Origin of the sequence: Massilia sp. CCM 8734, from assembly GCF_011682155.1 — a bacterium.
GTDB lineage: Bacteria > Pseudomonadota > Gammaproteobacteria > Burkholderiales > Burkholderiaceae_D > Telluria_A > Telluria_A rubra.
This window is the reverse complement of sequence record NZ_WHJI01000003.1, coordinates 14480-34432: the sequence shown is the minus strand read 5'-3', so window position 1 is coordinate 34432 and position 19953 is coordinate 14480. Positions and strand designations below refer to the sequence as shown.

The 19953-nt window shown below is 61.1% G+C and carries 20 protein-coding genes; 14 read left to right on the top strand and 6 right to left on the bottom strand.

Annotation, left to right across the window (positions count from 1 at the left end; translation table 11 throughout):
• Positions 1 to 38: 38 nt before the first annotated feature.
• The 3 genes from F2P46_RS03880 to F2P46_RS03870 all read right to left on the bottom strand — a co-directional run bounded on the left by F2P46_RS03880 (position 39) and on the right by F2P46_RS03870 (position 2306).
• Entirely contained in the window at positions 39 to 1124 is a 1086-nt protein-coding gene (locus tag F2P46_RS03880) for a hypothetical protein (RefSeq protein WP_166885416.1), read from the bottom strand.
• Positions 1125 to 1383: 259 nt separating this feature from the next.
• Positions 1384 to 1983: a TetR/AcrR family transcriptional regulator gene (locus F2P46_RS03875; protein WP_166885414.1), complete on the bottom strand. Its 600-nt coding sequence runs from the start codon at positions 1981 to 1983 to the stop codon at positions 1384 to 1386.
• On the bottom strand, positions 1980 to 2306 hold the full coding sequence (locus F2P46_RS03870; protein ID WP_166885411.1) for a cupin domain-containing protein: 327 nt from the start codon (positions 2304 to 2306) through the stop codon (positions 1980 to 1982). Before F2P46_RS03870 ends, F2P46_RS03875 begins: the two co-directional genes overlap by 4 nt.
• 201 nt (positions 2307 to 2507) lie before the next feature.
• Here F2P46_RS03870 and F2P46_RS03865 point away from each other — a divergent pair, with 201 nt between their 5' ends.
• Entirely contained in the window at positions 2508 to 3611 is a 1104-nt protein-coding gene (locus F2P46_RS03865) for a DUF3578 domain-containing protein (RefSeq protein ID WP_166885409.1), read from the top strand.
• A gap of 177 nt (positions 3612 to 3788) precedes the next feature.
• Here F2P46_RS03865 and gyrB read toward each other — a convergent pair whose 3' ends face one another.
• The 3 genes from gyrB to dnaA form a co-directional block, all read right to left on the bottom strand.
• A complete protein-coding gene (gyrB, locus tag F2P46_RS03860) occupies positions 3789 to 6281 on the bottom strand; it encodes a DNA topoisomerase (ATP-hydrolyzing) subunit B (RefSeq protein ID WP_166885407.1) in 2493 nt (830 codons plus the stop codon).
• Positions 6282 to 6448: 167 nt separating this feature from the next.
• Positions 6449 to 7555, bottom strand: coding sequence for a DNA polymerase III subunit beta (dnaN, locus tag F2P46_RS03855; RefSeq protein ID WP_166885405.1), 1107 nt, complete (start codon positions 7553 to 7555; stop codon positions 6449 to 6451).
• 194 nt (positions 7556 to 7749) lie between these two features.
• Positions 7750 to 9165 carry a chromosomal replication initiator protein DnaA gene (gene dnaA / locus F2P46_RS03850; protein WP_166885403.1) on the bottom strand — a complete coding sequence of 472 codons (1416 nt, stop codon included), beginning with the start codon at positions 9163 to 9165 and terminating at the stop codon, positions 7750 to 7752.
• A gap of 518 nt (positions 9166 to 9683) precedes the next feature.
• On the opposite strand from dnaA, the gene rpmH reads away from it, so the two are divergent.
• The 13 genes from rpmH (at position 9684) to F2P46_RS03785 (ending at position 19907) form a co-directional block, all read left to right on the top strand.
• Positions 9684 to 9818 carry a 50S ribosomal protein L34 gene (rpmH, locus tag F2P46_RS03845; protein WP_010401996.1) on the top strand — a complete coding sequence of 45 codons (135 nt, stop codon included), beginning with the start codon at positions 9684 to 9686 and terminating at the stop codon, positions 9816 to 9818.
• 32 nt (positions 9819 to 9850) lie between these two features.
• Complete coding sequence (gene rnpA / locus F2P46_RS03840; RefSeq protein ID WP_166885402.1) at positions 9851 to 10315, top strand: ribonuclease P protein component; 465 nt, start codon at positions 9851 to 9853, stop codon at positions 10313 to 10315.
• Positions 10312 to 10572: a membrane protein insertion efficiency factor YidD gene (yidD, locus tag F2P46_RS03835; protein ID WP_166885400.1), complete on the top strand. Its 261-nt coding sequence runs from the start codon at positions 10312 to 10314 to the stop codon at positions 10570 to 10572. Before rnpA ends, yidD begins: the two co-directional genes overlap by 4 nt.
• Positions 10573 to 10583: 11 nt before the next feature.
• Positions 10584 to 12257, top strand: a complete 1674-nt coding sequence (gene yidC / locus F2P46_RS03830) for a membrane protein insertase YidC (protein ID WP_166885398.1) — start codon at positions 10584 to 10586, stop codon at positions 12255 to 12257.
• A 112-nt stretch (positions 12258 to 12369) separates the two neighbouring features.
• On the top strand, positions 12370 to 13749 hold the full coding sequence (gene mnmE, locus F2P46_RS03825) for a tRNA uridine-5-carboxymethylaminomethyl(34) synthesis GTPase MnmE (protein ID WP_166885396.1): 1380 nt from the start codon (positions 12370 to 12372) through the stop codon (positions 13747 to 13749).
• Between the two features lie 357 nt (positions 13750 to 14106).
• The gene (locus F2P46_RS03820) at positions 14107 to 14664 is read left to right on the top strand and encodes an NADAR family protein (RefSeq protein WP_166885394.1); all 558 of its coding nucleotides are present in this window, start codon (positions 14107 to 14109) and stop codon (positions 14662 to 14664) included.
• Between the two features lie 92 nt (positions 14665 to 14756).
• Positions 14757 to 15539, top strand: coding sequence for an EAL domain-containing protein (locus F2P46_RS03815; protein WP_166885392.1), 783 nt, complete (start codon positions 14757 to 14759; stop codon positions 15537 to 15539).
• Between the two features lie 99 nt (positions 15540 to 15638).
• Positions 15639 to 16103: a GyrI-like domain-containing protein gene (locus tag F2P46_RS03810; RefSeq protein WP_166885390.1), complete on the top strand. Its 465-nt coding sequence runs from the start codon at positions 15639 to 15641 to the stop codon at positions 16101 to 16103.
• A 26-nt stretch (positions 16104 to 16129) separates the two neighbouring features.
• Positions 16130 to 16615 carry a VOC family protein gene (locus F2P46_RS03805; protein WP_166885388.1) on the top strand — a complete coding sequence of 162 codons (486 nt, stop codon included), beginning with the start codon at positions 16130 to 16132 and terminating at the stop codon, positions 16613 to 16615.
• Positions 16616 to 16628: 13 nt separating this feature from the next.
• Complete coding sequence (locus F2P46_RS03800) at positions 16629 to 17042, top strand: YciI family protein (protein WP_166885386.1); 414 nt, start codon at positions 16629 to 16631, stop codon at positions 17040 to 17042.
• An 88-nt stretch (positions 17043 to 17130) separates the two neighbouring features.
• Positions 17131 to 17955: a YciI family protein gene (locus tag F2P46_RS03795; RefSeq protein ID WP_166885384.1), complete on the top strand. Its 825-nt coding sequence runs from the start codon at positions 17131 to 17133 to the stop codon at positions 17953 to 17955.
• A gap of 3 nt (positions 17956 to 17958) precedes the next feature.
• On the top strand, positions 17959 to 19245 hold the full coding sequence (locus tag F2P46_RS03790) for an RNA polymerase sigma factor (RefSeq protein ID WP_166885382.1): 1287 nt from the start codon (positions 17959 to 17961) through the stop codon (positions 19243 to 19245).
• A 107-nt stretch (positions 19246 to 19352) separates the two neighbouring features.
• Positions 19353 to 19907, top strand: a complete 555-nt coding sequence (locus F2P46_RS03785; protein ID WP_166885380.1) for a DUF1439 domain-containing protein — start codon at positions 19353 to 19355, stop codon at positions 19905 to 19907.
• Positions 19908 to 19953 lie beyond the last annotated feature (46 nt).

Below are 19953 nucleotides of genomic sequence, written 5' to 3'. Positions count from 1 at the left end.
TTGGTGGTGCCGATGCGCGAATTACCGCGCTGGAGGACTTATCGGGCGTCCTTGACGGTTTTGACGCATGCCTTGAGCTCGGTCGTGCACGGCAGATATTCCGATTTTTCCGGTTTCACGCCGGGATTGATGGCGCGGGCCTTGTCGATGACCGCTGCCTTGCAGGTCGCGAAGGTGGCTTTGCATGCGCCGATCGGCGTGCTGTCGACCAGCGGTTTGACGTCCTCGCTGACGCACTGCTTGTATTCCACCTTGCATTCGACTTTGGCCGCTTTCGGATCGGCCGTGGTATCGGCTTCCGCAACGCACAGGTTCATCTCGGTCTGGCAATTGAGTTTGGCCGATTTGATTTTGGAGCTCGTATCGATGCCCAACCATCCCGGCAGTTCGGACGTCAGGTCAGCGAGGCACGACTGGGTCGCCAGCTTTTGTTCGGCGGCGACGGCTTCGTAGTCGTTCGCTTTCCATGCGCTCAGCTTGCGTGGCTTGGAGACATAGCCGCAGGAGCGGACAGTGTCTTGCACTTTGCGGAAGAAGCTGTCCGTCGCGCCTTCGGGGCGCTTGCTGAAACGGGCAGCGAAACGCAGCACATACTCGTCTTCACGTTCGGTACCGGCCATGAGCTCGTGGTACAGCAAATGCCAGCCCAAGGGCGTGATGGTCATGCCATTTTTGCGTGCTGCGGCGCCGCTGCCCTCGTTCTCGGCCAGCACGGCAATGAATTTCTCGTCGAGCGCCTTGGGTAGGTCCAGCAGCATGGGGCTGACCAGGTTGAGCGGTTTGCGGGTATCCGTCACGGCGTCGCCCAGAAAATCTTCCTTGTTGTGCGTCTGTCCGCCCGTACCAAGCAGGGAAAGCGCCATTCGCCCGACGTTGCCCCCAACCACATGCGAGCGGTGCACGATCCGCAAATACGTCAGTTCGTCGCCGTAGGTATTGACGTACAGCGATACGGGACCCTTGGAGGCATAGGCCCGTTCGCGTGGCAGCGCCGGTGTTGCGGCAGGCTGCGCGGAGGCGGCAGGCGTGCTTGCCTGGGAGCTGTCCTGGGCGAAGGAAGGGCTGGCGGCGGCGAGCGCGGTCACGAAAAGGGGCAGGAGGAACGAGCGGAGCGTGGAGTTCATGTTTGACAGTGATTGGTCGATGCATTGCCGCTGCGCGGCACGGCGGGATCGGAGGCAGTGGAGTGCTCGGGCGCCTGGGAAAACCGCAGCATCCAAACGGAAAGTAATTACATTATAGAATATATGCTTAACAAGAGGTAACTATCGCCGAGGAATTGCGCCTGACTGCTGCGAATGCAACACCTGTCAACGCGTGATCCGACGCCAGCCCAGGCGGGTCGGCGGCGGAACGATTCCAGAAGGGACGCTCCGCCCGTTCTCAGGTCGTGGTGTTGATCACGAGCTTGAGGACCTTGTTCGCTCTTTCCCGAAATGTCACGGATGGCATTGGATCGACCAGGGACACTGCCATAGCCCCTTCGAAAGCCGCAAAGATCGTCTCTGCGAGATCGCGCGCGCTGACGCCGGCCGGCAAACGCAACACGTCTTTGCCATTGCGCAGGATGCCCTCCAGCCAAGCGATATTTTGCTTCACAAACAGGCGCAACTCGTCGATGCAGGCGGGCTCCTGAAACGACGGTTCGCGCACCATCATCAAGTACATGCAGGGACGGCTGCCATCGTTCAACATCGCGGCAAACAGCTCCGCATACATCCGAAGCTGCTCGTGAACGTCGCCGCTTGCCCCGATGGCGAGCAAACGGGCGGCCTGGTCCTCCCGATACAGTTGCAGAGCCTGGCGGGCCAGGTCTTCTTTCGAGGTGAAATGGTGGTACAGGCTCGGTGCCTTGATTTGCAGGCAGTCGGCGATCTGACGCATGCCGAGGCCGCTGAATCCGCGCTGTTGAAACAGGCCGATTGCCGCGCCGAGGATGGTTTCCCGGGTTAGCGAGGGCTGACTTTTTTTGGCAGACGTCAAGGTGCTTGCTCCAGCATGTCGATGCCGCCATGGTGGGCGACGAACAGCAGCGTTTCTTCGAGCGCGCACGCTTCATGCTCATCGCTTCCCTGAACCTGCAGCACATCGCCGGCGCGCATCTCGACGTCGTTAAAGCGAATCGCGCCCGCTACCACCAGGATTTGTTCCCATCCATGATGCGCATGTTTGGGGAAGCGTGCTCCAGCCTGGAATCGGGCCAGGTGGCCGCCATCGCCGTCGTTGCCGGTCCAGGTCGAACAGATCTGCACCCCGGCAATACCCGAATCGCACCAGTCGCGTGTTTCTTGTCGAGCCAACATCATGTTTTCACTCCTGTGTTTGATCAGAAGGTGCAATTCTAACTAACGTTCGTTAGGCTGTCAATGGGGCCTTCACGTCAAGATGGATGGAAGCTGGCCGAGATTCTTGTTTTGTTGACGAAGGTTAATTGATGGGATTCCTATTGATTCGCCCCTGTGTTAGGGTAGTTATAGTGTTCAATATCTATAAATTATCCATTCACTATGCAACCACTTCTTGATGTTTTTGATAACTATTTGGCTACCAAATTAGAATATTTTGGAAAAACGACCCGAAACGAAAGCGTCGATCAAAGAAGTCTGCTTTTGGGGTTGCCACAACTCTTCGAAAAATTCCTAAGTGAGCAAGGACGGGAGGAAGATTTCTTAGTCACAGGCTCTATTGGTAACGGCAATATTGCTCGCGTGCCTTGGGTGGCGGTATTTAATAAGCAAGTCACGAAAACCGCCCAAGATGGATATTATATTGTTCTCCTCTTTTCAGAGGATATGTCTGCGTGTTACCTGAGCCTTAACCAAGGCTTCAAGGCAATTGAAAATCAGTATTCCAGGAAATTGGCCTTAGCAAAAGTAAAAGCTGCTGCTGCACGCTCGCACCTATATTTCACACGTGATCCTTATGCCCAAGAAGGGCCTATCAATTTGGCAGCGACGGGTGATTTAGGGGAGGGTTATGAACAAGGTGCCATTGAAAGCTATCGATACGAGCGGACAAAATTGCCTTCTGAAGTTGATTTCTCTGAGCACTTCTTTTCGCTACTTAATCATTATGATAAATTAGTGTCTGTCGTTAATAACTCTCTCCAAATTTTGGTTCAGGTCAATGAAGCGGAGTATCAAAAGTTTGCTTTGGAGAAGGCTGTCCTACCAGAATTTTCTAAAACCTATGTTGAGCCTACTGAAGGTGTGCCGGTGCCAGAAAAGAGCGTACTAAATAAATCAGCGTGGGTTCGTGATGTGAAGGTTGCCGCACTTGCATTGAGGCAAGCTGAGTTTAAGTGTGCGGTCGATCCCAATCATATGACTTTCATTTCGAGTGCGAAAGGAATGCCCTATGTAGAGGCTCATCACCTCATCCCGATGAGTATACAAAGTAAATTTTCGTATTCCTTGGATGTTCCGGCGAATGTCATTGCATTATGCGCCAGTTGTCATAGACTTTTGCATCACGGAAGAGCTAACGATAAGCGTGTTCATTTGACGAAACTCTTGGCTGACAGAGCATCTCGATTGAGCGCTATGAAAATTTTACCTGATAAAAAAATTCTGATGGGGGCATATAGTAAAGACTTATTGGAAGATGAGTAAATCACTATTTCAAACGTCAAATTCGAATCGCCGAGGGAGCGTTCTGCAAAATCTGATGCATCCAATTAGAATGGCAAAAAGCCCAAGAGTGGGCTTTTTGGGAACTACGTCAACTTGAAAGAACTTCTGATAGCTTAAGGTCTTAAAACTACCAGTTCTAAAGTCTGGCTACAGCAATTATGCGTCGATATTCCCCGCGCGCAGCGCATTCGACTCAATGAAATTCCTGCGCGGCTCAACCTCATCACCCATCAAGGTGGTGAAAATCTGGTCCGCCGCAATCGCGTCATCGATCTGCACTTTCAGCAAACGCCGCACGGTCGGGTCCATCGTGGTTTCCCACAGCTGTTCCGGATTCATCTCGCCCAGCCCTTTGTAGCGCTGTTTGGTCACCGTGCGCTCGGCTTCGTCGCGCAGCCATTGCATCGCGTGATGGAAGTCGTCCACCGCCGACTCCTTCATGCGCTCGCCTTCGCCGCGGCGGATGAACGCGCCGTCACCAATCAAACCCTGGAACGTCGCCGCCGCACTGGCCAGGGTCGAATAATCGGCTCCCTGGACAAAATCGGCATCGATCGAGCTGACCTGGATATTGCCGTGGTGCATACGCTCGATGCGCAGCGCGTGTTTTTCGCTCAGGTCGTCCGAACGCACGCTCACCTTGACGGCTTTGTCGTCGATCATCTTTTCCATCGCGGCGGCCGACACGCCAGCGCTGTCGAGCGTGCCCAGGTCGAGCGTCACGCCGGTCATGATGGCGGTCAGCGCGGCGCGGTCGATCACGCGCGTCAGGCGCATCATGATCGCGTTCGACAGGTTGAACTGGCGTACCAGTTCGGCCAGCGGTTCGCCCGAAATCGGCTCGCCGCCTTCGCGCGGCACCAGCACGGCGCTGTTTAAGGCCACCGTCATCATGTAGCTCGCTTCTTCCAGGTCATCCTTCAGATAACGCTCGTCGCGGCCAGCCTTGACCTTGTACAGCGGCGGTTGCGCGATATAGATATGGCCGCGTTCCACCAGTTGCGGCATCTGGCGATAGAACAAGGTCAGGAGCAAGGTGCGGATGTGGGCGCCGTCAACGTCCGCATCGGTCATGATGATAATGCGGTGATAACGCAGCTTGTCGACGTTGAATTCGTCCGGTCCGATCGAGGTGCCCAGGGTCGCGATCAGGGTCGTGATCTGTTCCGACGACAGCATCTTCTCGAAGCGCGCTTTTTCCACGTTCAGCACCTTGCCGCGCAGCGGCAAAATGGCCTGGAATTTACGGTCGCGTCCTTGTTTTGCCGAGCCACCCGCCGAATCACCCTCGACGATGTACAGTTCGCACAGCGCCGGGTCTTTTTCCTGGCAATCGGCCAGTTTGGCCGACAAGCCCAAACCGTCCATGATGCCTTTGCGGCGGGTCAGGTCGCGCGCCTTGCGCGCCGCTTCGCGCGCACGCGCCGCTTCCACGATTTTGCCGCAGATGATCTTGGCGTCGTTCGGCTTTTCCATCAGGTAGTCGGTCAAGGTCTTGGCGACGATTTCCTCGACCGGGCCGCGCACTTCGCTCGATACCAGCTTGTCTTTGGTCTGCGAGCTGAATTTCGGCTCCGGCACTTTGACCGACAGCACGCAGGTCAGGCCTTCGCGCATATCGTCGCCGCTGATTTCAACCTTGGCTTTCTTGGCGAAATCGTGCTCGTCGATATATTTGTTGATCACGCGCGTCATCGCCGCGCGCAGGCCGGTCAGGTGGGTGCCGCCGTCGCGCTGCGGGATGTTATTGGTAAAGCACAGGACTTGTTCGTTGTAGGCGTCGTTCCATTGCATGGAGACGTCGACGCTGATATTGGTGCCCTGGTCCGACAGGCGCTCGCCGGTGGCCTGGAATACGGTCGGGTGCAGCACCGTCTTGGCTTTGTTGATGTATTCGACGAAGCCGCGCGTACCGCCTTCGAAGGCGAAGATTTCTTCCTTGCCGGTGCGCTGGTCGGTCAGCTTGATATTGACGCCATTATTGAGGAACGACAGTTCGCGGATCCGCTTGGCCAGGATTTCGTAGTGAAATTCGACGTGCGTGAAAATCTGTTCGTCGGCCCAGAAGTGGACGTCGGTGCCGCGCTTGTCGGTTTCGCCGATCACCTTGATCGGGGAAACCGCAACGCCGTCGATCATCTCGATCTCGCGGTTTTGCGGCACGCCGCGCACGAATTCCATGTAATGGACTTTACCGTCGCGGCGGATGGTCAGTTTCAGCAGTTTCGACAGGCCGTTAACGCAGGAAACGCCGACCCCGTGCAGGCCGCCCGAGACCTTGTACGAGTTCTGGTCGAACTTGCCGCCGGCGTGCAGTTCGGTCATGACGATTTCGGCGGCGCTGCGCTTTGGCTCGTGCTTGTCGTCGAATTTGAGGCCGGTTGGTACGCCGCGGCCGTTATCGGTGATCGAAATCGAATTGTCCGAATGGATCGTGACATGGATTTCGGTACAGTGGCCGGCCAGCGATTCGTCGATTGAGTTGTCCAGCACTTCGAACACCAGATGGTGCAGGCCGGTGCCGTCCGAGGTGTCGCCAATGTACATGCCGGGGCGCTTGCGCACCGCTTCCAGACCTTCGAGGATCTGGATTGAGGAGGCTCCGTATTCTTCGATCTTGGCGGGGATTGCTGGTGTGTTCTCGGACATGGACTGCTTTCTCAAAAAACGATGTATCGGGTGCTCAGTGTCGGAACCGTCCCGTCGTTCCCGCGCAGGCGGGAACCCAAGTCTTTGGCGCTGCAGGTAGCGCGATTAACTTGGATTCCCGCCTGCGCGGGAACGACGGAGCGCAGGTTCCGGGTATTGCGTGCTGCTTAAATCCGCATCGGCATGACGACGTACTTGAAGTCCGCGTTGTCCGGAATCGAAATCAGCGCCGACGAATTCGAATCGCCCAGCGCAATGTTGATCTGGTCGCACTTCAGGTTGTTCAACACGTCCAGCAGATACGTTACGTTGAAACCGATGTCGACACTGTCGCCGCCGTAATCGATTTCGAGTTCTTCAACCGCTTCTTCCTGGTCCGCATTGGTCGAGCTGATTTTCATGCTGCCCGGGCTGATGATGCAGCGTACGCCTTTGAACTTGTCGCTGGTCATGATCGCCGCGCGTTGCAGCGAACGCAGCAGCTCGTCGCGGCCGATCGTGAAGTCGTTCTTGTAGCCCTTCGGAATCACACGCGTGTAATCCGGGAACTTGCCTTCCACCAGCTTCGAGACCAGCTCGATGTCGGCGAAGGTCAGCTTGACTTGCGATGTCGAAATGTCCAGCTGGACCGTCTCGTCGCTTTCTTCCAGCAAACGCTGCAATTCGATAATCGTCTTGCGCGGAATAATGACTTCCTGGCGCGTGAATTCCTGCTCGGTCTCGACCTGGCAAAACGCCAGGCGGTGGCCGTCGGTGGCCACGGCGATGACGTTGCGGCCGTCGAGCACCAGCAGCAGGCCGTTCAGGTAGTAACGGATATCCTGTTGCGCCATCGAAAAGTGCACCATGTTGAACAGGTGCTTGAGCGTCTTTTGCGGCAGGGTGACCGTGGCGTTGTAGCTGTCCGCGACCGAAACGGTCGGAAATTCTTCCGCCGCCAGGGTTTGCAGCGCGAAGCGCGACTTGCCGGTCTGCACCGTCAGGCGCTTGTTCAGCAAGGTCATCGTGACGTCGCCCGATTCGGGCAACGCGCGCAAAATGTCCAGCAGCTTGCGCGCGGCCACGGTGGTGCCGGCCACATCGGCACCCGAGCCGATGCTGGCGTGCGTGGTGATCTGCACTTCGGTGTCGGTCGACAGGAACGAGACGTTTTCGCCGTCCTTGCGGATGAGGATATTGGCCAGAATCGGCATAGTGTGCCGACGCTCGACAATACCGCTCACGATCTGCAGTGGCCGGAGAAGGGTATCTCGGGTGGTTTTGACCAATTGCATAGTAATCCTCGGTAGAGTTGTCAGAAATGTACTGTATGGCCCGGTAAGCAGTGCCGCCACGCCCCCCGCCCGCGGCAAGCAGGCTTGCCCCGAGGCTGACAACGCAACAACAGGGCCACGGTAACCTTGCTGCTAATGCTATATTTTGCCAGAAATTGCCGTTCGCACATTAATTTGAACTTTAGGGGTCACCTTTAGCCCTTTAACGTCTGTTCCAGGACATGCAGCTCATGGTTGCATTCCGCGTTCTTGGTGCGGTCGAGTGCGATCTTGCGCACCGCGTGCAGGACCGTGGTGTGGTCGCGTCCGCCGAACAGTTCGCCGATCTCCGGCAAGCTCTTCTGGGTCAGTTCCTTGGCCAGGTACATGGCGATCTGGCGCGGCCGCGCAATGTTGGCCGGGCGACGCTTGGAATACATGTCGGCCACCTTGATGCTGAAGAAGTCGGCCACCGTTTTCTGGATATTTTCCACCGAGATCTGGCGGTTCTGGACCGACAGCAAGTCTTTCAGCGCTTCTTTCACCACATCGATGGTGATGTCCTTGCCGTGGAAGCGCGAGTACGCCAGGATCTTGCGCAGCGCGCCTTCGAGCTCGCGCACGTTCGAGCGCAGGTGCTTGGCCACGAAAAAGGCCACGTCGTCCGAAAACGTCACGCCTTCGGACTGGGCTTTTTTCAGCAGGATCGCCACCCGCATTTCCAGCTCCGGCGGCTCGATCGCCACCGTCAGGCCGGAATCGAAACGCGAGATCAGGCGGTCGTCCATGCCGGTGATTTCTTTTGGATACGTATCGCTGGTGATGATGATCTGTTTCTTCGCGGCGATCAGGGCTTCGAAGGCATAGAAAAACTCTTCCTGCGTGCGGCTCTTGCCCCCAAAAAACTGAATATCATCGATCAGCAGCATGTCCAGCGAGTGGTAGTAATGCTTGAAGTCGTCGAAGCCCTTGCGTTGGTACGCCGTGACGACATCGCGTACATACTGTTCCGCGTGGATATAGCGAATCTTGGCGCCCGGCTGGTCGGCCATCACCTGGTTGCCGATCGCGTGGATCAGGTGGGTTTTACCCAGGCCCACGCCGCCGTAGAAGAACAGCGGGTTGTAGCTCACGCCCGGATTGTTGGCCACCTGGATCGCGGCGGCGCGCGCCAGCTGGTTGGCCTTACCGGTCACGAAACTGTCGAAGGTCAGGTCGGTGTTGACGCGGCTCTGCTCGCGGCGCGGTGAATTGCCGATGTTGAACATTTCCGGCGCAGCCGGATTGTCCGCCGCCACGTTGCCGTTGCCCTGGCCATGGTTGATGGTGCCGGGCAGCGGGCCGTCGTTCGGGGCCGGGTGCGGGGCCACCGGTTTCTTCGGCAGGGCGTTACGCGGGTCGAGCACGAACTGCACTTCGGTTGGCGCTTCCCAATACTGGGAGGCCAGGGCCGTGATGCGGTTGGCGAACTGCGACTTCACCCAGTCCAGCTTGAAGCGGTTCGGTGCTGCGATGCGCAACTTGCCGTCCTCGTAGTCGAGGGCAACCAGCGGTTTGATCCACGCACTGAATTGTTGCGGCGTCAGCTCCAGTTCCAACTGCGCGGAACAGGTCTGCCAAAAATTTTCCATGAATCTTCTGTCTGAATAAGGTGTGGAGGGGCGGTTCGATGATGCTTCGCTAGCGCATGCGTTGCGAGCGGTTCGCCACACGTAACACGCTATTCTACCCGCGAAGGCCCGAGTTATCCACAGGCACGCCGCTTATTTTCAGTGCAGGGACAACGTGGCAGAGGGAAAATGACTGGAAATCAAGTTGCCTTAAAACTAAGCCATCTGTCCGGTCCGTCCGCGGCGCAGTGTATTTTCCATCCCACATTTGCCCTGCGAAAACGCGAGCATCGGGCCGCCAAAGCACCACTATCCTTGACAAAACCCAGCAAAATGCGTTCTAATCCAAGGTTCCCCGCCCGTACTCCGTGCAAATGAGTCAGTCTGTTCCGACTTGTAGCTGTGGCTTAGCGGGTAAATATGAGTATTTTTGCTGTGGCGTGACGCTGGCTTAACATCTGCGAAATGTCATTGGCGCCGAAAACTGACGGGACGTCAGACCCGATTTTGCATTTTATTTTGCTTTAAGCGAGACCACCATGAAACGTACTTACCAACCTTCCGTCGTTCGTCGCAAGCGTACGCACGGCTTCCGCGCACGTATGGCAACCCGTGGCGGTCGCGATGTGCTCAATGCACGCCGCGCCAAGGGTCGCAAACGCCTGGCTGTATAAGTCTGGCACTTACTGCCCGATCGCGGTTGGCTATGACTAGCGAAGGTTCACACGACTTCGCGCGCGTTCGGCGTATCGTTAAAACGGATGAATTTTCATCCGTTTTTCGTTTGCGCCCCGCTCAAAAAACGGCCCATTTCGTGCTCTACACCCGCTCGAACGACTTGCCGCATGCGCGGCTCGGCGTGGTCGTGGCCAAGCGCTTTGCGCCTCGTGCCGTTACCCGCAATACGATCAAGCGCGTGACGCGCGAGCTGTTCCGCATGGCGCCGCTGCCGGCCGTCGACTGCATCGTGCGCCTCGCGCGCCCGGTCAATACCAAGCAAGGCCCGGCCACCACCGCCGCGCTCAAGGCGATCCTGCGCGCTGAAATTGCACGCCTGTTCTCGTCGCAAGCGCCGCGCGCCGCGCCGCCCTCCGGGACGCCCCAGCCGACGCCCGACGGGACGCCCTCCGGGACGCCCTATGGGACGCCCGAGCCGAAAGCGTCACCATGAATACCCTGCTCGTCTGGTTATTGCGTGGCTACCAGCTGATGTTATCTCCGATGCTGGGACAGCGCTGCCGCTTTTACCCGACCTGCTCCAATTATGCGATCGAAGCGATCCGTACCCACGGCGCCGCGCGCGGCAGCCTGCTGGGCGCGCGCCGCCTGTGCCGCTGCCATCCGTGGGATGATGGCGGATTCGATCCGGTGCCGCCCGCGCACCCCGAGAATTCTTCTACAGCCGCTTGCGGTTGCAACCACTCCTGACCAATACCTCAATGGAAATCAATAAACGTACTATCCTGTGGATCGTGTTTTCCGTATCGCTGGTGGTTCTCTGGAACGACTGGATGGTATCGAACGGCAAACAGTCGATCTACCCATGGGCAGTGCCTGTGAAGACGGCCACGGTCGCCAACACCGCACCGACGACCGGCTTGCCGACTGCCGCCGGCGCCGCCGCCGTGCCTGGCGCGCCTGGCGCCGCCGGCTCCACCGCGCCGGCCCCGTTCAAGAACGAAATCATCACCATCACCACCGATGTCATGAAAGTCGACATCGATACCATGGGTGGCGTGATCAAGCGTCTTGAGTTGCTTAAGTTTAAGGATGCCAACGACAAGACCCGCAACCAGGTCTTGTTCGACGTCAATCCGAAGGGCGTGTATGTGGCCCAGACCGGGCTGGTGCGTAACGCGCCGGGCGACCCGGTACCGACCCAGTTCAGCGGCTTCGTCGCCAAGTCCGGCCCGCGCGCGCTCGACAGCGCCAACGAAGTGCAACTCGTGCTCGAAGCCGAGCAGGGCGGTATCAAGCTGACCAAGACCTATGTCTTCAAGCGCGGCGACTATCTGATCGACATGCGCCACGACATCGCCAACATCGGCGCAACGCCGGTCGCGCCGTCGCTGTTCGTCGAACTGCTGCACCACGGTAACAAGCCGGAGGGCGAGTCCTACTTCAACTCCAGCTACACCGGTCCGACCATGTACACCCCGAACGAGCACTATAAGAAGCTGCAGTTCGAGACCATCGAGAAAAAAGGCACGGCCGACCACGCCAAGCAGGCGGACGACGGCTGGGTCGCGATTTCGCAGCACTATTTTGTCTCGGCTTTCCTGCCGCCAGCGAAGATGCCGCGCGAAATCTACACCAAGAAAGTGGCCACCAATCTGTACGCGATCGGTACCCTGATGCCTTTGGGCGCCATTGCACCGGGCGCCAGCGTATCGAACCAGGTCAAGCTGTATTCGGGGCCGCAGGACGAGAACAAGCTGGAAAAGATCGCCCCTGGCCTGGAACTGGTCAAGGATTACGGTTTCCTGACGATTATCGCCAAGCCGATTTTCTGGGTCATGGACCAGATCCACAAGGTCCTGGGCAACTGGGGCTGGACCATCATCGCCTTTACCATCCTGATCAAGCTGCTGTTCTTCCCGCTCTCGGCTGCCGGCTACAAGAGCATGGCGCGCATCAAGGTGGTCACGCCGAAGATGCAGGCGATCCGCGAAAAGTACAAAGGCGACCCGGCCAAGATGAACCAGGCCACCATGGAACTGTACAAGACCGAAAAGATCAACCCGGTCGGCGGCTGCCTGCCGATCGTGGTCCAGATGCCGGTCTTTATCGCCCTGTACTGGGTGCTGCAGGCGTCCGCCGAAATGCGCGGCGCCCCATGGATCGGCTGGATCACCGACCTGACCGCGCCTGACCCGTACTTCATCCTGCCGGTGCTGTACGCGATCTCGATGTTCATCACGACCAAGCTGAACCCGGCGCCAGCCGATCCGATGCAGGCCAAGATGATGCTGTTCATGCCGCTGGCGTTCTCGGTCATGTTCATCTTCTTCCCGTCCGGCCTGGTGCTGTACTGGGTTGTGAACAACATCTTGTCGATCGCCCAGCAATGGGTCATCACCAAGAAATTCGAAGATGCGGCAGCGAAGAAATAAGCGTTCGCCCTAAGGTCCAGAAAGCCCGTGTTCCCCACGGGCTTTTTTTATGTCCGCGCGCGGCAACGACAATCCGCCAGCCTGTTGCGGCAATTAAATTACAATCACACCTATGAAACTCGATACTTCCCCCATTGCCGCGATTGCCACCGCCCCGGGCCGCGGCGGCATCGGCGTCGTGCGCGCCTCCGGCAAGTCGCTCGCACCCCTGCTGGCCGCGCTGTTCCCGGATGTCGCCTTGACGCCGCGCCGCGCAACCTACCTTCCCTTCAGGCAGGCCGATGGCGCGGTCATCGACCAGGGCATCGCCCTGTATTTCAAGGGACCGAACTCGTACACCGGTGAAGACGTGCTGGAGTTGCAGGGCCACGGCGGGCCGATCGTGTTGCAGATGCTGCTCGCGCGCGTGCTCGAAGCGGGCGCCGAAGCCGGCCTGCGCCTGGCCGAGCCCGGTGAATTCACGCGCCGCGCCTATCTGAACGACAAACTTGACCTGGCCCAGGCCGAAGCCGTCGCCGACCTGATCGACGCTTCCACCGAAGCGGCCGCCAAGTCGGCCACGCAATCGCTGTCGGGCGCGTTTTCGAAGACCATCAATACCTTGGTGGAACAGACCATCGGCCTGCGCATGCTGGTCGAAGCGACCCTCGATTTCCCGGAAGAAGAAATCGACTTCCTCGAAAAATCCGACGCGCGCGGCCAGCTGGCCGTGATCGTGGCCTCGCTCGAGCGCGTGTTCCAGCAGGCGGCCCAGGGCGCGCTGTTGCGCGAGGGGCTGAACGTGGTGCTGGTCGGCCAGCCCAACGTGGGTAAGTCTTCACTCCTGAACGCCCTGGCCGGGGCCGACGTGGCCATCGTCACCCCGATCGCCGGCACCACACGCGACAAAGTCAGCGAAACCATCCAGATCGAAGGCATTCCGCTCAACATCATCGACACCGCCGGCATCCGCACCATCGACGACGCCGTCGACGTCGTCGAGCGCATCGGCATCGAGCGCACCTGGGGCGAAGTGGCCAAGGCCGACGTCATCTTGCACCTGCTCGACGCCGACCAGGGCCCGACCCGGGCCGACGACGGCATCGTGGCCGCCTTTCCGGCCGGCGTGCCGGTGCTGCGCGTATGGAACAAGATCGACCTGTCGGGCCACAAGCCCTCGGTCGACCCGACCGAGGAAGCGACCAATATCTACCTGTCGGCGCACGAGCACGTGGGCATGGACTTGCTGCGCGCCGAATTGTTGCGTATCGCCGGCTGGCAGCAAACCGGGGAATCGCTGTTTTTGGCGCGCGAACGGCACCTGATCGCCCTGCGCTCGGCCCACAAGCACCTGGCGCTGGCGGGCGAGCATGCCGCGCAAAACGACCAGTCGCTCGACCTGTTCGCCGAGGAATTGCGGCTGGCGCAGACGCAACTGTCTAGCATTACCGGGCAATTTTCCTCGGACGACTTGCTGGGCGTGATTTTCAGCCGCTTTTGCATCGGCAAATGAGAACGTGAGCACGAACGATCCCTCGCCGGCTGTTCCGCCAGCGCGCGCCCTGGCGCCGCAGCCGGCCGATAGCCTGCTCGGCATGCTCACGGTATTGTGCATCGCGGCTGTCGTGTTGTACTGGACCGGACCGCATGGCGTGGCGCGCGTGCTGTGCGCCTGGGTGCTGGCGCGCTTTGTCAGCTGGCTGTGGCATCGCGACGTCGGGGGATGGAAGATGATCTGCGTGGTCGCGGTCCCGCCGGTCTTGCTGGTCTATTGCCTGCCTAAAAGCTTGCGGCGCGCGGTGAAACGCCTTGCCGTCCGAAACCGGGTAAACTTGCTGTCATATCCTGACACCAACAGAAAGTCCGCACCATGGCCTTGCCCAGCACCCTGGAAGAACTACGCAGCCGTTTCAATGCAGGCGAATCGTTTTCGTTCTTACATTTCTGGGGCCATACCCCGCCCAAGGATGGGCTGATCACGCGCAGTTGCTTCAGCCAGTGGTACCAGGCGCCGTTCGAGCTCGACGGCGACCGCTATCCCACCGCCGAGCATTTCATGATGGCCGAGAAGGCGCGCCTGTTCAACGATGAAGCGACGCGCGCCAAGGTGCTGGCCGCGCCGACCCCGGCCGCGGCCAAGGCGCTTGGCCGCGGCGTCGCCAATTTTGTCGAAGCCGACTGGCTGGCACATCGTTTCGAGATCGTCTGCCGCGCCAATGTGGCCAAATTCGGACAAAACCCGGCCCTGCGCGATTTTCTCACCGGCACCGGCAAGCACGTGCTGGTGGAAGCCAGTCCGCTCGACCGCATCTGGGGCACCGGCCTGGCGGCGGACGATCCCCGCTCGAACGACCCCAACTTGTGGGAAGGCCCGAACCTGCTCGGCTTCGCCCTGATGGCGGCGCGCAGCCAGTTGCAACTGGTATAAACAAGCGGCCGGCGGCGCGGCGCACAGTGCGCGCATGAGCCCGCTCATTTGCTATAGTGGCTCATTCGCTGCATTTCAGAACTGGCCGCCCGATGATCCCCATTTGCCCCGCCGACGATGCCCACCTCAAGCCGGTTCCGGCCTGCGTCCAATGCCGGAACAACGACGAACTCGGTTTCGATTTCGACTACGCCTACCAGCCGATCGTGAATGTGCGCCAGCGCGCCATTTACGCGCACGAGGCGCTGGTGCGCGGGCCGAATGGCGAGTCGGCGTATTCGGTGCTGTCGAAGGTAACCGACAGCAACCGCTACATGTTCGACCAGGCTTGCCGCGTGCGCGCCATTCGCGGCGCGGCCGCATTGGGCATCACCGAATTGCTGTCGATTAACTTCCTGCCGAATGCCGTGTACCGGCCCGAAGCCTGCATCCGCAGCACCTTCAATGCCGCGCGCGAATATGGCTTTCCGATCGAGCGGATTATCTTCGAGGTCACCGAAAGCGAACAGGTGATGGACCGGCCGCACCTGGTCAATATTTTCGAAGAATACCGCCGCTTCGGTTTCCGCACCGCCATCGACGATTTCGGCGCCGGTTACGCCGGTTTGAACTTGCTATCCGAATTCCAGCCCGATATCATCAAGATCGATATGCAGCTGGTGCGCGATATCGATACCAGCCCGGCCAAGCAAGCCATCGTGGCCGGCATCGTGGGTATCTGCGCCAGCCTGGAGATCGCGGTATTGGCCGAAGGCATCGAAACCCCGGGCGAGCGCGACTTTCTGCGCGATGCCGGCGTCGACCTGATGCAGGGCTACCTGTTCTGCAAGCCCGCTTTCCGCGCGATCGGCGTGATCGATCCGGCGTCCTGGTAACCGGCCGCCAAACAGACTAAAAAAATATCAACAAGCTGTCGATTTCACGGCGGCTGCAACGTCGTCGTAGTAGCAACCCACTCTTCAAGGAGAAACGCTATGCTCGACACGCCGTTCATCACCCGCACCGACCCCGTGCAGGCGGCCGTCATTCGCTTCGACATTCCACGCGCCGGCATCGTCCATGTCATGGGTCCCGGCATGGCCGAAGTGCTGGCCACCGCCGCCGCCCAGGGCATCGGCCCCGCCGGACGCGTCTACGCGCACCACTTTCGCATGCAGCCCGAGCGCTTCGACTTCGAGATCGGCGTGCCGGTGTCGGCCCCGGTGGCGCCGGCCGGCCGCGTGCGGCCCGGCGTGCTGCCGGCGGCGCGGGTGGCGCGCGCCGTCCTGCACGGCCCCTGCGACGGCTTGCCCGCTGCCTGGGGCGAGTTAATGACCTGGATCGAGGCGCAGGGCCTCTGCAAAGCGCCTGGCCTGTGGGAAGTGTACGTCAGCGGTCCGGATCTCGATCCCGATCCCTCCACCTGGCGCACGGAACTTAACCAAGTTTTGACTGACTAATCTTTTAACTTACAGGAGATATCACCATGAGCACACCTGCTGTCGAACGGATTCCCTCGGACATGCACACCGTCACGCCCCACCTCATCTGCGCCGACGCCGTGTCCGCCATCGATTTTTACGTCAAGGCTTTCGGCGCCACCGATGCCGGCAAGATGCTGGCGCCCAACGGCAAGCTGATCCACGGCATGATCCGCATCGGCGACTCCGCCATCATGCTGGGCGAAGAAACCCCGGAATGGGGCGCCCTCGGCCCGCTGACCCTCAAGGGCTCGCCGGTCACCCTGCACCTGTACGTGCAAGATGCCGATGCCGCCTTCCAGCGCGCCGTCGACGCCGGCGCCACCGCCGTCATGCCGCCGGCCGACATGTTCTGGGGCGACCGCTATGGCATGGTCAAGGACCCGTACGGCCACAGCTGGTCGCTCGCCCACCATGTGCGCGATATGAGCCTGGAAGAAATGCAGGCGGGCGCAGTGGCGGCCGAGAGTTGCAACAAGCCCGGCGCCTGAGAGGAGGTCCGTCATGCGATTCATGATCATCGTCAAGGCCAGTCCCGAGTCCGAAGCCGGGAAAATGCCCAGCGAACAGTTGTTGACCGAAATGGGCAAATTCAACGAAGAGCTGGTCAAGGCCGGCGTGATGCTCGCCGGCGAAGGCCTGCATCCGAGTTCGCGCGGCGCGCGCGTCCATTTCTCAGGCAAGCAGCGCACCGTGGTGGACGGTCCCTTTGCCGACACCAAGGAGCTCATTGCCGGCTTCTGGCTGATCCAGGTAAAGTCGAAGGAAGAAGCGATCGAGTGGGTCAAGCGTTGTCCGAATCCGATGGAAAGCGATTCCGAGATCGAGATCCGGCAAGTGTTTGAAGCCGATGACTTCGGCGCCGAATTCACGCCGGAGTTGCGCGAGCAAGAAGAACGTTTGCGCGCGCAGATGTAAATCCATGCCGTTCCCGTCCGGCCAGCCCGGTGCGGGAGCGGCATTGCAGACGCCCTGGCGGGGCGCTGCGCCCAACCTGGAGAACACCATGCGTTACATGCTCTTGCGGCGATCCGACCCGGCTCACGAAGCCGGCCAGCCCTGGTCCGCCGGCGCGCGCGCGGCCCTCGCCGCATACACCGGCCAGATGGCCGAGGCCGGCATCCTGCGCGACTGCGAACATTTCCTGCCCAGCGCCGACGGCGTGCGCCTTGCCATTGCCGACGGCCGCGCCACCCAGGCCGCCGGCCCGTTTCCCGACACACAAGAACTGATCGCCGGCTTCGCCGTCATCGATGTCGCAACCAGGGACGACGCACTGGCGTGGGCGGCGCGCTGGCCAGCGGGCGCCGCCGGCGCCGCCGAGGTCGAGGTGCGCCTGAGCGGCTGTCCCGGCGGTTGCGCCAATGTCCGCGCCGACAGCGAGCCGCATGCGGCGGGCCGGCGCTTCGCTATCCTGCTGCGCTCCAGCAAGAACCTGGAAAACGAAACACCGGTCGCCCGCGCCCGGCTCGACGCGCTGGACCAGCACAACGCGGCCGAAGCGCGCGCCGGCGTGCTGCTCGGGGCGGACGGACTGCGCTCGAGCGCTTTCGGGGCGAGGGTCAGGCTGGCGTCCGGCAAGCTCACGGTGGTGGACGGCCCCTTCACCGAAATCAAGGAAATGATCGCCGGCTACTGGCTGATCCGCGCGCCCACGCTGCAAGACGCCATCGCCTGGGCCACGCGCAATCCGTATCCGGTCGGCCCGCCGGTCGAGGTGGAAATCCGCCAGCTGGCCGAGATCGGCGCCGCCGCCGCCGTCACGCCTGCCGGGCAGCGCCTGTCCGCCCACCAGAGCGACGCTGGCGTGCGCGCGTCGCCGCCGCGCTAGGCGATGCCGGCCAAGGCAACGCCCGAGGCAGAGGCAAGGCAGGCGGCCGCGCGCGTCATCGACGGCGTCTGGCGCATCGAGTCGGCGCGCATCATCGGCGCGCTGGCGCGCATGCTGCGCAATGTCGGCATGGCCGAGGAACTGGCGCAAGATGCCCTGGTCAGCGCGCTCGAACGCTGGCCCGAGGCCGGCATTCCCGACAATCCCGCCGCCTGGCTGATGACGGTCGCCAAAAACCGCGCGCTCGACCACTTGCGCCACGCCACCTTGCAGCGCAACAAGCAATCCGAGCTGACCTACGCGATCGAAACCCTGCTGCAAGATGCCGCGCCCGACCTCGACGCCGCCCTGGAAGACGACATCGGCGACGACCTGCTGCGGCTGATGTTCATTTCCTGCCACCCGGTGCTCTCGACCGAAGCGCGCGTGGCGCTCACTTTGCGCTTGCTGGGCGGGCTCACCACCGAGGAAATCGCCCATGCGTTCCTGGTGTCCGAAGCGGCGGTGGCGCAGCGCATCGTGCGCGCCAAGCGCACGCTGGCCGAAGCGAAGGTCCCGTTCGCGGTGCCGCGCGCCGACCAGCTGGTGGCGCGCCTGGCGTCGGTGCTGCAAGTGATCTACCTGATCTACAACGAGGGATATTCGGCCAGCGCCGGCGGCGACTGGATGCGGCCCACGCTGTGCGACGAGGCCTTGCGGCTGGGGCGCATCCTGGCCGGCCTGTTGCCCGATGAACCGGAGGTGCACGGCCTGGTGGCGCTGATGGAAATCCAGTCCTCGCGCGCGCGCGCCCGGCTCGGGGCGCAGGGCGAGCCGGTCTTGCTGCTCGAGCAGGACCGAGGCCGCTGGGACCAGTTGCTGATCCGGCGCGGGCTGGCCGCGTTGGCGCGGGCCGGGCAGTTGGGCGAGTATGGTCCGTACGCGCTGCAGGCGGCGATTGCCGCTTGCCACGCGCGCGCCTTGACGCCGGAGCAGACCGACTGGCCGCGCATCGCCGCGCTGTACGATGCGCTGGCACAACTGATGCCCTCGCCGGTGGTCGAACTCAACCGCGCGGTGGTGATCGGGATGGCGTATGGGCCGGCGCTGGGGCTGGAGCTGGTCGATGCGCTGATCGCCGCCGACGCGCTGCGTAACTATCATTTGCTGCCCAGCGTGCGCGGGGATTTGCTGTCGCGTTTGGGGCGGATGGCGGAGGCGCGCGCCGAGTTCGAGCAGGCTGCGGCGCTGACCAACAACCTGCGCGAGCGGGCCTTGCTGCTGGCAAGGGCGCAAGGGTGCGGCCGATAGGCGGGGCAGGGGGATGCGGCGCTGGTGGTGCCGGCGCCGGGGGCGGTCCCTGTCCCAGGCCCTCCACCCCGGCGGCCGCCGCGCCCGAATTATGCTAGCCTTCCCCCATGAAAAACCTCCTCCGCACCTGCGTGCCGCTGGCGCTGGCCGGTGCTTTGCTGACCTCCTGCGCCAGCGTGATCGGCCCGCGCCAGATCGAATTGCCGCTGACTAAACTGCAAGCCGGCATGGACCGGCGCTTCCCGATCAGCAACCGGGCGCTGGAAGTGATCGACATCCAGCTCAACCGCCCGCAGCTGTCGCTGGCAGCCGGTAACGGCCGCGTCGGCGTCACCCTCGACGCGGCGCTGTCGTCCCCTTTCACACGCCAGTCCTGGCGCGGCAGCCTGGCCATGTCCGGCCGCCCGTACATCGATGCGGCGCGCAACGCCGTGCTGATGGCCGAGCCGCGCGTGGACCGCTTCGCCATCGACGGCATCGACGACGCGCGCCAGCGCCAGCTCGCCGCCGCCGCCAATGTGCTGATGAACAAGGTCGTCGCCGACGTGGCCGTCTACAACTTCCGCCCCGAAGATTTGCGTTATGCGGGCGTGCAATTCGTGCCGACGCGCATACAAACCACGCCATCTTCCCTGATTGTCACGGTCGAGCCGGTCAAGTAAGTCCGGCCCCCGCCGTGCGCTTTCCCTCCCGGCCCGCCGGCGCGGG

Bases quoted from the DNA above. Each gene is read 5' to 3' on its own strand.
- rpmH (WP_010401996.1), top strand. From the start codon at position 9,684: ATGAAACGTACTTACCAACCTTCCGTCGTTCGTCGCAAGCGTACGCAC.
- F2P46_RS03805 (WP_166885388.1), top strand. From the start codon at position 16,130: ATGAGCACACCTGCTGTCGAACGGATTCCCTCGGACATGCACACCGTC.
- F2P46_RS03870 (WP_166885411.1), bottom strand. From the start codon at position 2,306: ATGATGTTGGCTCGACAAGAAACACGCGACTGGTGCGATTCGGGTATT.
- F2P46_RS03820 (WP_166885394.1), top strand. From the start codon at position 14,107: ATGGCCTTGCCCAGCACCCTGGAAGAACTACGCAGCCGTTTCAATGCA.
- F2P46_RS03795 (WP_166885384.1), top strand. From the start codon at position 17,131: ATGCGTTACATGCTCTTGCGGCGATCCGACCCGGCTCACGAAGCCGGC.
- F2P46_RS03790 (WP_166885382.1), top strand. From the start codon at position 17,959: ATGCCGGCCAAGGCAACGCCCGAGGCAGAGGCAAGGCAGGCGGCCGCG.
- F2P46_RS03865 (WP_166885409.1), top strand. From the start codon at position 2,508: ATGCAACCACTTCTTGATGTTTTTGATAACTATTTGGCTACCAAATTA.
- rnpA (WP_166885402.1), top strand. From the start codon at position 9,851: ATGACTAGCGAAGGTTCACACGACTTCGCGCGCGTTCGGCGTATCGTT.
- F2P46_RS03810 (WP_166885390.1), top strand. From the start codon at position 15,639: ATGCTCGACACGCCGTTCATCACCCGCACCGACCCCGTGCAGGCGGCC.
- F2P46_RS03880 (WP_166885416.1), bottom strand. From the start codon at position 1,124: ATGAACTCCACGCTCCGCTCGTTCCTCCTGCCCCTTTTCGTGACCGCG.
- F2P46_RS03800 (WP_166885386.1), top strand. From the start codon at position 16,629: ATGCGATTCATGATCATCGTCAAGGCCAGTCCCGAGTCCGAAGCCGGG.
- dnaN (WP_166885405.1), bottom strand. From the start codon at position 7,555: ATGCAATTGGTCAAAACCACCCGAGATACCCTTCTCCGGCCACTGCAG.
- mnmE (WP_166885396.1), top strand. From the start codon at position 12,370: ATGAAACTCGATACTTCCCCCATTGCCGCGATTGCCACCGCCCCGGGC.
- F2P46_RS03815 (WP_166885392.1), top strand. From the start codon at position 14,757: ATGATCCCCATTTGCCCCGCCGACGATGCCCACCTCAAGCCGGTTCCG.
- gyrB (WP_166885407.1), bottom strand. From the start codon at position 6,281: ATGTCCGAGAACACACCAGCAATCCCCGCCAAGATCGAAGAATACGGA.
- F2P46_RS03785 (WP_166885380.1), top strand. From the start codon at position 19,353: ATGAAAAACCTCCTCCGCACCTGCGTGCCGCTGGCGCTGGCCGGTGCT.
- yidC (WP_166885398.1), top strand. From the start codon at position 10,584: ATGGAAATCAATAAACGTACTATCCTGTGGATCGTGTTTTCCGTATCG.
- dnaA (WP_166885403.1), bottom strand. From the start codon at position 9,165: ATGGAAAATTTTTGGCAGACCTGTTCCGCGCAGTTGGAACTGGAGCTG.
- yidD (WP_166885400.1), top strand. From the start codon at position 10,312: ATGAATACCCTGCTCGTCTGGTTATTGCGTGGCTACCAGCTGATGTTA.